The sequence below is a fragment of the Klebsiella sp. M5al genome (assembly GCF_002090195.1).
GTDB classification, from domain to species: domain Bacteria; phylum Pseudomonadota; class Gammaproteobacteria; order Enterobacterales; family Enterobacteriaceae; genus Klebsiella; species Klebsiella grimontii.
Genome location: NZ_CP020657.1, coordinates 2,722,082 through 2,734,296 on the forward strand (window position 1 = coordinate 2,722,082; position 12,215 = coordinate 2,734,296).

General features: G+C 57.5%; 13 protein-coding genes. 6 read left to right on the forward strand and 7 right to left on the reverse strand.

Annotated elements, in window-relative coordinates:
• Window positions 1-65 precede the first annotated feature (65 nt).
• Window positions 66-461: a VOC family protein gene (locus tag BWI76_RS13045; protein ID WP_004139057.1), complete on the reverse strand. Its 396-nt coding sequence runs from the start codon at window positions 459-461 to the stop codon at window positions 66-68.
• A 148-nt stretch (window positions 462-609) separates the two neighbouring features.
• Window positions 610-1,137, reverse strand: coding sequence for a winged helix-turn-helix transcriptional regulator (locus BWI76_RS13050; protein WP_319823247.1), 528 nt, complete (start codon window positions 1,135-1,137; stop codon window positions 610-612).
• A gap of 35 nt (window positions 1,138-1,172) precedes the next feature.
• On the opposite strand from BWI76_RS13050, the gene BWI76_RS13055 reads away from it, so the two are divergent.
• Complete coding sequence (locus BWI76_RS13055) at window positions 1,173-2,084, forward strand: NmrA/HSCARG family protein (protein WP_004139051.1); 912 nt, start codon at window positions 1,173-1,175, stop codon at window positions 2,082-2,084.
• Between the two features lie 226 nt (window positions 2,085-2,310).
• Here BWI76_RS13055 and gstA read toward each other — a convergent pair whose 3' ends face one another.
• Window positions 2,311-2,916, reverse strand: coding sequence for a glutathione transferase GstA (gene gstA / locus BWI76_RS13060; RefSeq protein ID WP_004139035.1), 606 nt, complete (start codon window positions 2,914-2,916; stop codon window positions 2,311-2,313).
• Between the two features lie 120 nt (window positions 2,917-3,036).
• On the opposite strand from gstA, the gene BWI76_RS13065 reads away from it, so the two are divergent.
• The gene (locus BWI76_RS13065) at window positions 3,037-3,912 is read left to right on the forward strand and encodes a LysR family transcriptional regulator (RefSeq protein ID WP_049085177.1); all 876 of its coding nucleotides are present in this window, start codon (window positions 3,037-3,039) and stop codon (window positions 3,910-3,912) included.
• 47 nt (window positions 3,913-3,959) lie between these two features.
• Here BWI76_RS13065 and BWI76_RS13070 read toward each other — a convergent pair whose 3' ends face one another.
• From BWI76_RS13070 to paaZ, 4 genes are all read right to left on the reverse strand, one after another.
• Entirely contained in the window at window positions 3,960-4,187 is a 228-nt protein-coding gene (locus tag BWI76_RS13070) for a DUF1272 domain-containing protein (protein ID WP_071830717.1), read from the reverse strand.
• Between the two features lie 231 nt (window positions 4,188-4,418).
• Window positions 4,419-4,751: a cupin domain-containing protein gene (locus BWI76_RS13075; RefSeq protein ID WP_004139027.1), complete on the reverse strand. Its 333-nt coding sequence runs from the start codon at window positions 4,749-4,751 to the stop codon at window positions 4,419-4,421.
• Between the two features lie 176 nt (window positions 4,752-4,927).
• The gene (gene tynA, locus BWI76_RS13080) at window positions 4,928-7,186 is read right to left on the reverse strand and encodes a primary-amine oxidase (RefSeq protein WP_004139025.1); all 2,259 of its coding nucleotides are present in this window, start codon (window positions 7,184-7,186) and stop codon (window positions 4,928-4,930) included.
• 190 nt (window positions 7,187-7,376) lie between these two features.
• Window positions 7,377-9,422: a phenylacetic acid degradation bifunctional protein PaaZ gene (gene paaZ / locus BWI76_RS13085; protein WP_064371726.1), complete on the reverse strand. Its 2,046-nt coding sequence runs from the start codon at window positions 9,420-9,422 to the stop codon at window positions 7,377-7,379.
• 286 nt (window positions 9,423-9,708) lie between these two features.
• On the opposite strand from paaZ, the gene paaA reads away from it, so the two are divergent.
• The 4 genes from paaA to paaD are packed head-to-tail and all read left to right on the forward strand — an operon-like array spanning window position 9,709 to window position 12,210.
• Entirely contained in the window at window positions 9,709-10,638 is a 930-nt protein-coding gene (paaA, locus tag BWI76_RS13090; RefSeq protein ID WP_004139023.1) for a 1,2-phenylacetyl-CoA epoxidase subunit PaaA, read from the forward strand.
• Between the two features lie 11 nt (window positions 10,639-10,649).
• Window positions 10,650-10,937, forward strand: coding sequence for a 1,2-phenylacetyl-CoA epoxidase subunit PaaB (paaB, locus tag BWI76_RS13095; protein ID WP_024358308.1), 288 nt, complete (start codon window positions 10,650-10,652; stop codon window positions 10,935-10,937).
• A 7-nt stretch (window positions 10,938-10,944) separates the two neighbouring features.
• The gene (gene paaC, locus BWI76_RS13100; RefSeq protein WP_024358307.1) at window positions 10,945-11,700 is read left to right on the forward strand and encodes a 1,2-phenylacetyl-CoA epoxidase subunit PaaC; all 756 of its coding nucleotides are present in this window, start codon (window positions 10,945-10,947) and stop codon (window positions 11,698-11,700) included.
• Window positions 11,701-11,712: 12 nt separating this feature from the next.
• Window positions 11,713-12,210, forward strand: a complete 498-nt coding sequence (paaD, locus tag BWI76_RS13105; protein WP_024358306.1) for a 1,2-phenylacetyl-CoA epoxidase subunit PaaD — start codon at window positions 11,713-11,715, stop codon at window positions 12,208-12,210.
• Window positions 12,211-12,215 lie beyond the last annotated feature (5 nt).

Consider the following 12,215-nt stretch of genomic DNA (forward strand, 5'->3'; position numbering starts at 1 on the left):
GAGGTCAGCTATGAGCGAGAAACGAATGTTTATCTTGCGGCAGGATGGCGGCAGCATTGCAATATTTATTGGGGCAATACCCACGCCTTGTTTTGTATAACCACCCTATATCCATCGAGGTCAACAAATGTCCTTCCGTTCGCATCCCAGTAAGGATTGAATGACGTGGTCATTCTAAAGCCAGCACCGATCATTCTTTCACAGGCCGTATCCCATTCTTTTTCTTCAGAGTAATAAACAACGAGTAAATCCTCTTCTGTGTGTAAAGGTTGAACGGGATGGTTTCGGCAAAAAGTGAATTCTATGTGCCAGTCTAAGTCTCCCCTCCCTAACATTATTCCATTGAAACCGTCATGATCGTTGAATTCAGCAATCTTATGCAGACCTAACCCCTTGCTGTACATCAGAAATGATCTTTCGAGATTGGCGACGGGTTTAGCAATACGCATATGAGTAAACATCAGGGTTCTCCAGGGAAAGATACTGCTTTAATGTTAAAATCCCGCCTGAGTTTACATGTGATTATACATTTCATTTGTCCATACGAGCCTCCGAAATGTCCTGCTTCGGTTTGCTGACGGTTCTCTTCTGGCATAAGGTAGCCTACGACTACAAGCGGGTCATGGACGCGGCAGCCCGTTTGTCCTCTGAATCATCGAAGGCTTTCCGGGATGCCTCAATATCCTGCCAGGTATCCCTGATCCAGTCAGTGAACCCCGCCAGCGGCTCCAACATCGACCGGCCTCGGTTAGTCAGTTGATATTCCACCCGTGGTGGAAGCTCGGGGTAATAATACCGGGCAACCAGGCCATCCCTTTCGAGATTACGCAGAGTCAGGGTCAACATACGCTGCGAAATGTCAGGAATGCCGCGCCGAATGGCGCTAAAGCGCATAGGCGTCTCCTGTGAAAGTGCCAGTAGTGAGATAACGAGGATTGTCCATTTATCACCCAGTCTTGCCAGGACACTCCCCGGCGCACAGGGTGTCAGTTTTGGTCCATCCGGTGTTTCGAACACGGGTCTGCCATTAATCTCACGCGCCATAATTTTTCTCCGCTGGACATCCCTAATGGTTATCTTTGTGTAACTGAGGACCAAAAATGTGCCGTCTTGTGAACAGAATAGCACTGGTTCCATACTGTGACTGCCAATAGTTACACTAAGGAACCACCATGACACATACCGCAGAATTCCTCGTCTTTGGCGCCACCGGGCAGCAAGGTGGCGCAGTGGCCCGAGCGTTACGGCGGGCCGGACGTCAAGTCCGCGCTTTCGTACGGAATCCGCATAGCGAAGTGGCCAGAGCGCTGACGACAGAAGGAATCACGCTCGCCATCGGCGACTTGTTCGACCTCGCATCCATTGACCGTGCAATGTCGGGTATCCAGGGCGTATTTAGCGTTCAGACCAGTTCTCCGGCAGGCGAGATAAGCGACGAGCAGGAGGTTATGCAGGGAAAAGCCATTGCCGATAGCGCCCTGGCGGCTGGTATCCGCCATCTCGTCTATTCTTCGTCCGGGGCGGCTGGAAAAGCCCCAACCGGCATGGGGCACTTTGACAGTAAATCGACAATTGAAGATTACCTTCGCGCCTTGCCGCTCTCCACGACCATCACGCGCCCGGCAAGCTTTATGGAAATGATGCTGCTGCCCGGCATGGGACTTAACAGCGGCCATTTTTTCTTCTTCATGCAACGCCATCAGGCGATGCAGATGATTGCGCTGCAAGACCTGGGGCGCATTAATGCCCAGATTCTTTGTAATCCTGAACGTTATCGGGGGCAGACTCTGGAACTGGCCAGCCAGGCGTTGACCGGTGAAGACTTGCAGCGTGCTTTCTCAGATGCCGCCGGTCATCCTGTTCATTATCACCGCTTTCCTGACGAGCTGTTAGCGCAGAACACTTTTCTTCGCCAGCTCACGGCGTTGGTAGACAATGGCATTGTCGCAGGCTCGGCGGATATACCGGCGCTTGAACAGGAGTTCGGTATGATGATGACGCTGGAACAATGGTTGGCAGGGCCAGCAAGGCAGAGCTTTAACGCGGCGCTTAACGCCCCACAGGCCAATCTTGTCCTGCGATAGGTCGATAGCCGGAGCTGCCCGCCTCCGGCTGTTTTCTCCTTGTACGTCTGTGGCACAAAATTATCCGCCATAACGCTCGGGCCTCAGCACCACCTTTCCTTAGCGGTTGCTGATCATCTGCCCGGTGTTATCCACCCCTTTTTCGTGGTCTTCTTTGATGAATGCCTGTTCATAAGGCTCTACGTTTTTACGCAGTAACGCCTGAACCCAAATCCCCACATCAACCTTAAAGCGACGCCTCGGCCAGTAATGCAGCCTGTACCGCAGGACGGGCATTGATCATTTCCCTGTACGCCAATAGCCCAGGCCAGCGATCCAGTGGGATTGAGAAGAATTTACACCAGCCCAGCACAGTGAAGAGGTAGGCATCAGCCACGCTGAAAGTGGGGCCAGTCAGATAGATTTTTTCGTTGAGAGTCGCCTGAAGAAAATCGAACTGTCGGAACAGCTTCTCACGAAAAATCGCTCTGACCTCTTCGGGCAGCGCGGGGTTGAACAACGGTGCCGAGCCAGCGTGTATTTCACTGGTGATAAAGTTAAGCCATTCCTGCAGACGCACCCGAGCCCAACTGTCCGCGCGCGGCGCCAGGCCGTATTCTGGTTTTAGGTCGGCGAGGTACTGCACGATGGCCGGACCCTCAGTGAGTATCTGCCCATCATCGAGTTCAAGGGCGGCGACATACCCTTTAGGGTTAATGGCGCGGAAGTCGCGACCATCAGCGGTGATCTTGCTTCTGTTGTTGACTCTAACCAGTTCAAACTCAAGTTGCAGTTCGCACAGCACGATGTGCGGCGATAACGAACAGGTATCCGGGGCGTAATAGAGTTTCATTTTGTCTCCGTGAAAGGTGAAAAGCCGTCGGGGGAGGTCCTGAATCCACTGTATTTGACGCGGAATGCGCTGTAAAATTAATGATAAAGAAACTAACTATTAGCTGAGCTACTGACAATCATGATGAATCTTTTACATTGGCGCTTACTGGTGGCCGTGGCGGATGCCGGCAACATCTCGCGTGCCGCAGAGGAGATAGGAATGACTCAGTCCGGCGCCAGCCAGGCCATCGCCCAGCTAGAGGCTGCACTGGGATTTCCGGTATTTACGCGTGAGCGACGATATATCGGGGTGACCGCGCTGGGCGGGCAGGTTGTTGAACACGCAAGAAACATGCTTTCGCAGCTGAATGCCATCCGCGAACTGGCCGATGAGAGCCGGGGTTTAAATCGCGGGCGCATTCGCCTGGCCAGCTTTCCATCAGTGACGTCCACCTTGTTGCCCGGCCTGCTGCGCGACTTTAAGCGTCTGCATCCGGGTATTGAGGTCGTCATCCTGGAAGGCTCGGACGAGGAGGTCGAGGAGTGGCTGGCCGCAGATACCGTTGAGCTGGGGGTGGTCATGAATCCCGACCCCGGGCGCGCAGACGTTGTATTAGGGCAGGATGCATGGGTAGCGGTACTGCCAGCCGCTCATCGGCTGGCACACCATGCCAGGACGTATGGCATAACGCTAAAGGCGCTGGCAGACCAGCCCTTTATTCTGGCGACAGGCGGATGCGTCGTTAATGGAAAAAGCCTGATGGAAAAGGCGGGTCTGCAACTTTCTGATATCCGCGTGACGGTACGTGACTGGATTAGCGCCTGTAAGCTGGTTGCGGAAGGGATGGGCGTCGCCCTTGTACCCGAATCAGCCCTGCCGGAGGCGTTGCGTAATCTGTGCGTGGTACCCGTGACGCCTGCCATACACCGTGAGTTTCGGCTGGTTTGTTCGTCATCCGGGACGTCTTCCGGCGCAACGCAGGCGCTACTTAACGCGCTACGTAAACGAGGATGAGCGGGCTCGCGGCGAACCGGAGCGTCAGCGATAAGCGACAAACTGGCTTATTGTTTATATCGGCGCTGGCTGGAGGCAGGGTGGCGAAGGAGGGCAGCTTCGGGGCGTACTGGACGGCGCACCAGCTCGCCCCCGCAGTTCGGGCACCATCCTTGAAGCCGCTGGGTCACGCAGTCAATGCAGAAGGTGCATTCGAATGAACAGATGTACGCATCCGCTGATTCTGGCGGCAGATCGTTATCACAGCATTCACAATTAGGGCGAAGTTCAAGCATGATGATCTCAGTGATTAAAGGGGCATCATGAAAAATAGCGCGTGTTATCTGCCCGGCCCGCATTCGCGCCGCTGCGCTTCACGTGCAAGATTTCAACGTTTATGGCGATCCCGCGACTAATACCTTCAACCCCACAGGAGCATACCCGGACATTGGCTATAACGTGGGCGCAATGGCTTAGTCAATCAAAATGAAATGATGACTCGCTTATCCTCCAAACGCGCATTTCACTTAATCAGCAGGGGATACGCCGCTGAAGCCGCTGTCTGGTAAATCTATAATCACCAGGGTGCCAAAGCTGCCGCCTTCCACCGTATGAGGAATGCCCGCTTTGGCTATATAAAGCTGGCCGGGCGCGACGGAGATTTTTTTCTCCTGTACGCTCAGTTCCAGACGACCGTCAATAACCAGTAATCCCTCGTCATATTCATGCACCTCCTCAGCGACTGAGTGGGCATCCATGCGCAGGACTTTGAGATTCGTTGCCCCAACGCGGCCCAGGATCCGGGAGTGCCAGGACTCCGGCAATGCCTGCGCTTCGGTTTTGAGATCGTAAAGCGACATAAAGCCATTCTCATTGATAATCGTTGCAGGCTTTTATGCCATATAAGTTTATCGTCGACTTCTAACATATATAGCAAAAGAAGTTGAAAAACAGGCTATACCGCTCCTACTGCCCGCTGCATGTGCATTGGTCGCGGATAAATAAAAACGGCCCCATCGCTGAGGCCGTGATGTGGTTACTGTTTCTTCTCGCCCAGCGTCGGCGTCTCGTCAAAGAAGTTCCACGGCTTCAGCAGCGCATGCGCCCACTCGGTAGGCATAATCGGCCACTCCTCGGCGCGGGCCACGTGGGTGGTGCCGGTGGTGATCCACACCACGTCATCATGGTTGTCCAGCGACTCGTCATCTTTCGCGTACTGGCCGAGGCCGGTGTCGTGAATCGAACGGTTAGGGTACTTGCCTTCCGGGAAGCGCTCGGTGGGGTGGTAGCGGGTGACCCACAGCTGTTTATCCATAAAGCTCAAACGATGGTAAATCCACTCATCAGGGGCGAATTTCGCCCCGGTGGCGACCGGATGCGTGCCGCCCGCGTAGGGGATAATCTGATACGACACTGGGTTACCCATCCGGTTTTCTTTGGTGGTATTGCTCAGCAGACGAATGGTGCCTGGATCAAATTTCTGCGCCGCTTTCTGCTCGCTAGCAATAGTGTACTGATTGATCTGCATGGTGCTGGTGCGCGGGCCGCCGGCGGTATTCGGCTTCACTTCCGGGTCCATGGCCACCAGCGTGTTGTTCTCGCCGTCGACGTCAAGATCGAGGCGGAAGTTGTAGATATGCTGGTGGGTGGTGCCGACAATATTATGGTCGATCAGCGTGCCGTAGCGGGTATCCTCTTTGGCGCTCGGGTCGTGCATGGTCTTCGCCTGTACGCCTTTGACCGCTTCGATGCCGGTCGCCCCGGCATCAATGCCGATGGTGCCGTTTTCGTGGAATACCCAGTCAAAGATGTAGTCGTAGTTGCCGACGGTGCTGATCCAGCGCACCACCAGCTCGCGGCGCTCGGTGCTGACGTTCGGTTTGCCCATCTCCAGGTGCTTATACTCCGGCCCGGCGTAGCGTTCGAAGATGGCGATCGCGCGCGGGATAGTGGTTGGCGTGCCGGTATAGTCGGCGATGGTTTCATCCAGCAGCACCGCGTTGGACGGCGCGTCTTTCCCGCGGACGATAGGCGAGGTCAGGGTGCCCATGCCGTAGTCGCCGGAATCCAGATAGGCTTTAAAATACCAGCCCACGTCCGGGTCGCCGTAGGGGACGATCATCCCGCCGAGCGATCCTTCATACATCACCTGGCGCTTTTTACCGTTGTCGTTCCAGGTCACGGTAGACAAAATCGGCCCGACGCGGGAGTTCATCCGCAGATGGAAATCCCAGTTACGCCAGTGGATCATATCGCCGGTGATGGTGTAGTTTTTGCCCTCTGGCTCAATGATCTCCAGCGGTTTCACCGTTGGCGCAACGCGGTCGCGGCCGTCATAGGGGCGGGCCGCCATCGGCACCGGGATCGTCGGCCCCTCTTCGATTTTGATGATCTTCTTCTGCTCGAGGTCGACCACCGCCACCAGGTTTTCAATCGGGTGCGCCCAGTAGTTCCCGTCGCCAACGTCAAGATAGCTCACTACTTTGAGCAGCCGCGCGTCCTGCTTGAGGCCATCTTTACCGTCGAAGTAGCCGACGGTCAGCGGGGTGGTAATCACCTTGCTCGGGTCGTCGATGCCGTGTTTTTTCAACACTTCGGCAAACTCGCTGCTGGCGTTGATGATGTTCTGCACGCTGGCGAAATCATCCAGCAGTACCATGCCGTGGGCGTCTTTAATCGGCGTCCATGAAAGGACCTTTTTATTCTGTAAATCCACCACCGCCTCAATAACGTGCTTGCCGTCGAGCATGATCACGTCGGCGGTGCGCGGGGCGTTGACCGGCGTGCCGTTGAGGGCAAAATCCCACACCGCTTTTTTATCCGGCTCGCGCAGGGAGATCTCGGTGAATCGGGTATTGGGCTTGAAATCCGCCGCGGCTTTAACGATGGCGACCGCGGCGCTGATTTCCGCCGCTGACAGCGAGTTCAGCGGGTGAGGGCGTTTTTCCACCTGGAAAGTCTGGTCAAGACCGGACTGAAACACGTCGTTGATAAAGGTATCAGAAACCCACGCTTTGCCGTCTTTCATCACTACCGGCACCTGCAGCTCCAGGGTTTTTCCATTGACGATGGCCGTTTTCGCCCCCGGTTTTACCTTCACGTAAGCGCCGTCTTTAATCAGGGTAAACATCTGCGCGTAGTCATCCCACTGAACGTCCACGCCAAAGTCCTGCAGGGTTTTATCCATCGGGACCATATGGGCTTCGCCGCCGTGGGCGAAAGCCGGGCTTTGCCAGGCGCAAAACAGGGCGACAGCCAACGCCAGAGCCGTCTTGCGGGGGGAAAGAATCGCCATTGAGACCTCACCTTATTGTTGTGTTGTGCAGTGCCGCTGCGAATGTCGGCTTGTGTATCCTTAACCTAACAGCGCTCAGCGCCCAGGCGTTTGCCTGCTTTTGCCAGGTTGTTTGTCAGTTTTGCCAGTTATAAAAAATGCCTCCGCAGAGGCATGAAGATGGCGATAAAGATGGGCGAATTTCTAACATTTACCCCGCAAAATCCCCCTGTTGGCGGGCCACCAGAGTCAGGATGGAGTAGAGCGCTACCGCCTGCTGGTGCTGGTTAAAAATCTCTACCGCCCACTCGACGACGCCGGTCGCTTTCTCCTCCGCGCTGCGCTGGCGTTTCACCGTTTTGCGCTTGCAGGTCAGGCGTACCTGGATGGTATCGCCCGGCTTCACCGGCTCGATAAAGCGCAGATTTTCCATCCCGTAGTTGGCGATCACCGGACCGACTCCGGCGTCAACAAACAGCCCGGCAGCGGCGGAAATCAGGAAATAGCCGTGCACCACGCGCTCGCCGAAAATCGACTCCGCGGCGGCAATCTTATCCATATGGGCGTAGAAGTGATCGCCGCTCAGGCAGGCGAAGTTGACGATATCCGCCTCGGTCAGCGTGCGGCGCGGAGTCAGCAGGCTGTCGCCCGGTTGGATCTCTTCGAAATATTTACGGAACGGGTGAATGCGGTCTTCCACCACCTCCGCGCCGCGTACCCACTGCTGACCAATTGCCGCGAGCATCGTCGGGCTGCCCTGAATCGCGGTGCGCTGCATATAGTGCTTCACCGCCCGCAGGCCGCCCAGCTCTTCGCCGCCGCCGGCGCGCCCCGGGCCGCCGTGAACCAGCTGCGGCAGCGGGGAGCCGTGGCCGGTCGATTCTGCGGAAGAGGATTCGTTCAGTATCTGAATACGCCCGTGGGTGCGGGCGGCGCCGAGAATAAACGCCCGCGCCAGTTCGCCGCTAGCGGTCACCAGGGTACCGGCCAGGCTACCTTCACCGGCCCGCGCCAGGCTCATGGCGTGCTCAATATTCTGATAGGGCATCAAGGTTGCGACGGGACCAAACGCTTCAATGGCGTGTACCGCCGGGGTTTCATCCGGCTGCGGGCAGAACAGCAGCGTTGGCGGGAAGAAGGCCCCGGCGGCGCGGAGATCGGCCTGGCCCCCCAGCAGCACGTCGCATCCGGCGGCTACCAGACGGTTGACATTATCCTGTACGTCCTGACGCTGCTCGTAGTTCACCAGCGCGCCCATTTTTACGCCTTCCTGCGCCGGGTCGCCGACCACCACGTTTTGCAGACGCGCAATCAGCGCATCGCTCACCGCTTTCACCTGCGCTTGCGGCACGATAATCCGCCGGATGGCGGTACATTTTTGCCCGGCTTTCGCCGTCATCTCTCGTACCACTTCGCGAATGAACAGCGCGAACTCCGGCTGCTCAGGCGTGACGTCGTCACCGAGCACGCAGCAGTTCAGCGAATCCGCTTCCATGGTGAAGGGAATGGACTTTGCGACCAGGTTGGGGTGCACCCGCAGCTGCTGTCCGGTACGAGCCGAGCCGGTAAAGGTGACGACATCCTGGCTATCGAGATGGTCGAGCAGATCGCCCGCGCCGCCGCAGATCAGGCTGATTGCGCCCTCCGGCACCAGCCCGCTGTCGACAATCATTTTGACCATCGCCTGCGTCAGCTGCGCGGTGGCGGTAGCCGGTTTGATGATGGCGGGCATGCCGGCAAGCCAGGTTGGCGCCAGTTTTTCTAGCATGCCCCAGCAGGGAAAGTTAAAGGCGTTGATATGCACCGCCACGCCGGACTTCGAGGTCAGAACGTGGCGGGCGGCGAAGCCTCCCTGTTTTGACAGCGGGATCAGCTCATCTTCGGGCCACAGGGTATCGTCCGGCAGTTCGCGGCTGCCGAGACCGGCGTAGGTGAAAAGGGTGCCAATGCCCCCTTCGATATCCACCCAGCTATCGCTGCGGGTGGCGCCGGTTTCGGCGGAGATGGCGTACAGCGCCGCCTTCTGTTCCAGCAGATGTCTGGCGACCGCTTTGAGCATCGCGCTGCGCTCAATAAAGGTCATCGCCTGTAGCGCTTTGCCGCCGCGCTCAATCGCGAAGCGCCGCGCCTGCGCCATATCCAGACCCGCGCTGGTGACTTCCCAGAGCGCGTCGCCGCTGATGGCATGATGGATGGTGCGCGCGTGGCCCCGGCCGGTCTGCCACGTGCCGGACAAGTAGCTGGCTAACTGCTGCATGGTTCATCTCCAGATGTGTTACGTGAAATATCTATAGATAGTTCTTTGATGAATCATAAAAATCAAGTTCCAATTTAATAATTTATTAACAATGCGATCGCTATCGATCTGCGCGATTTACTTAATTGGTTGTTATTAATGCATTTTACAAAAGCTTTTGCGGTGGGCGTCACAGAAAAGGCAAACAAAATTTGTGGTTTTATTTAACCTGAATGTAACTTTTATAAAACAAAGTGATTCATAAATTAATTTAAACCGAATTTGTTGGAATCATAAAGGTGATGACGTGACAGAAGAACAACGCTTTGAGCAGCGCATTGCACAGGAGACGGCCATCGAACCGCTGGACTGGATGCCGGAAGCCTACCGTAAAACGCTGATCCGCCAGATAGGCCAGCACGCGCACTCGGAAATTGTCGGCATGCTGCCGGAAGGCAACTGGATCGCTCGCGCGCCGACCCTTAGGCGCAAAGCGATTCTGCTGGCGAAAGTGCAGGATGAAGCCGGGCATGGTCTGTACCTCTACAGCGCGGCGGAAACCCTCGGCTGCGCCCGCGAAGACCTGTATCAGAAAATGCTCGACGGCAAGATGAAGTACTCCTCCATTTTCAACTACCCGACCCTGAGCTGGGCGGATATCGGCGTGATCGGCTGGCTGGTGGACGGCGCGGCCATCGTCAATCAGGTGGCGCTGTGCCGGACCTCCTACGGACCCTACGCCCGGGCCATGGTCAAGATCTGCAAAGAGGAGAGCTTTCACCAGCGTCAGGGGTTTGAAGCCTGCATGGCGCTGGCGCAGGGCAGCGACGCGCAGCGGCAGATGCTGCAGGACGCCATCAACCGCTTCTGGTGGCCGGCGCTGATGATGTTCGGTCCAAACGACGATAACTCGCCAAACAGCGCCCGCAGCATGGCGTGGAAAATCAAGCTCCACTCGAACGACGAACTGCGCCAGCGCTTTGTTGATAACACCATTCCGCAGGTGGAGATCCTCGGCATGACCGTGCCGGACCCGGATCTGCGGCTGGATGAAACCACCGGCCACTACCGCTTTGGCGCCATCGACTGGCAGGAATTTAACGAGACGATCGCCGGGCGCGGGATCTGCAACCACGAACGCCTGGCCGCTAAACGCAAGGCATGGGAAGAGGGCGCGTGGGTGCGGGAAGCCGCGCTGGCGCACGCGCAAAAACAACGGGCCCGCGACGCCGCGTAAGGAGAAGGAAGATGAGCAAAAACGACTGGCCGTTATATGAAGTGTTCGTTCGCAGCAAGCAGGGGCTGTCGCACCGCCACGTCGGCAGCCTGCACGCCGCCGATGATCAGATGGCGCTGGAAAACGCCCGCGATGCCTATACCCGCCGCAGCGAAGGCTGCTCAATCTGGGTGGTGAAGGCCCGCGAAATTGTCGCCTCGCAGCCTGAAGAGCGCGGTGAATTTTTCGATCCGGCGGAGAGCAAAATCTACCGCCATCCGACCTTCTACACCGTGCCCGACGGCATGGAACATATGTGAGGCGGCGATGAACAACGACAACCCCGTTGCAGCTTATGCCCTGCGCCTTGGCGATAACGGCCTGGTGCTGGCCCAGCGTCTGGGCGAGTGGTGCGGCCACGCGCCGGAGCTGGAGATCGATCTGGCGCTGGCCAATATCGGCCTCGACCTGCTGGGGCAGGCGCGCAATTTTCTTAGCTACGCCGCCGAACTGGCCGGCAGCGGCGATGAAGACACTCTGGCCTTTGGCCGCAACGAACGCCAGTTTTGCAATTTACTGCTGGCGGAGCAGCCAAACGGCAACTTTGCCGACACTCTTGCTCGCCAGTTTTTTATCGATGTCTGGCACGTGGCGCTCTATGGCCGCCTGGTCAGCAGTCGCGATACGCAGCTCGCCGCCATCGCCGCCAAGGCGCTGAAAGAGGTGCGCTACCATCAGCGCTTTAGCCGCGGCTGGCTGGAACGCCTCGGCAACGGCACGGCGCTTTCCGCGCAGAGAATGCAGGACGCGGTCGATAACCTGTGGCGCTTTACCGGCGAGCTGTTCCAGGCCGATGCGCTGGAGATTGAGCTAAGCGCGCAGGGCATCGCCGTCGACCCGCGCGAGTTGCAGGCTGAATGGCAGGCGACGGTCCGCGCCGCGCTGAGCGATGCCGGTTTGCAGATCCCCGAGGAAGCGCCGTTTCGCCACGGCGGCAAGCAGGGGCTGCACAGCGAGCATCTCGGGCCGCTGCTGGCGGAGATGCAGTATTTACAGCGCGCCTATCCCGGTCAGCGTTGGTAGCAGGAGGGGATTATGCAACGTCTGGTTGATATCGCTCCTCCGGAGATCCACGCGGTGTGGGGCGTGTTAAGCGCGATTCCCGACCCGGAAGTCCCGGTGCTGACCATTACCGACCTCGGCATGGTGCGCAGCGTGGAGCGCCGCGGCGAGGGGTGGGTCATTGGCTTCACGCCAACCTACTCCGGCTGCCCGGCCACCGAACATCTGCTGGGGGAGATCCGCGCGGTGATGACGGCAAACGGCTTCGCGCCGGTGCATATCGTGCTGCAGCTTGACCCGCCGTGGACCACCGACTGGATGGGGCCGGAGGCCCGCGAACGTCTGCGCCAGTACGGCATCAGTCCGCCGCAGGATCATGCCTGCCATGCCCATATGCCAGACGAGGTGGTGTGCCCGCGCTGCGGTAGCCGCCACACCTCGCTAATTAGCGAATTCGGTTCCACGGCCTGCAAAGCGCTGTATCGCTGCGACAGCTGCCGGGAACCCTTTGATTACTTTAAATGTATTTGAGGTTG

What these genes read in the sequence shown, in the direction of transcription:
- BWI76_RS13045 (WP_004139057.1), bottom strand. Translation starts at nt 461, where the DNA reads ATGTTTACTCATATGCGTATTGCTAAACCCGTCGCCAATCTCGAAAGA.
- BWI76_RS13050 (WP_319823247.1), bottom strand. Translation starts at nt 1,137, where the DNA reads ATGGAACCAGTGCTATTCTGTTCACAAGACGGCACATTTTTGGTCCTC.
- BWI76_RS13055 (WP_004139051.1), top strand. Translation starts at nt 1,173, where the DNA reads ATGACACATACCGCAGAATTCCTCGTCTTTGGCGCCACCGGGCAGCAA.
- gstA (WP_004139035.1), bottom strand. Translation starts at nt 2,916, where the DNA reads ATGAAACTCTATTACGCCCCGGATACCTGTTCGTTATCGCCGCACATC.
- BWI76_RS13065 (WP_049085177.1), top strand. Translation starts at nt 3,037, where the DNA reads ATGATGAATCTTTTACATTGGCGCTTACTGGTGGCCGTGGCGGATGCC.
- BWI76_RS13070 (WP_071830717.1), bottom strand. Translation starts at nt 4,187, where the DNA reads ATGCTTGAACTTCGCCCTAATTGTGAATGCTGTGATAACGATCTGCCG.
- BWI76_RS13075 (WP_004139027.1), bottom strand. Translation starts at nt 4,751, where the DNA reads ATGTCGCTTTACGATCTCAAAACCGAAGCGCAGGCATTGCCGGAGTCC.
- tynA (WP_004139025.1), bottom strand. Translation starts at nt 7,186, where the DNA reads ATGGCGATTCTTTCCCCCCGCAAGACGGCTCTGGCGTTGGCTGTCGCC.
- paaZ (WP_064371726.1), bottom strand. Translation starts at nt 9,422, where the DNA reads ATGCAGCAGTTAGCCAGCTACTTGTCCGGCACGTGGCAGACCGGCCGG.
- paaB (WP_024358308.1), top strand. Translation starts at nt 10,650, where the DNA reads ATGAGCAAAAACGACTGGCCGTTATATGAAGTGTTCGTTCGCAGCAAG.
- paaC (WP_024358307.1), top strand. Translation starts at nt 10,945, where the DNA reads ATGAACAACGACAACCCCGTTGCAGCTTATGCCCTGCGCCTTGGCGAT.
- paaD (WP_024358306.1), top strand. Translation starts at nt 11,713, where the DNA reads ATGCAACGTCTGGTTGATATCGCTCCTCCGGAGATCCACGCGGTGTGG.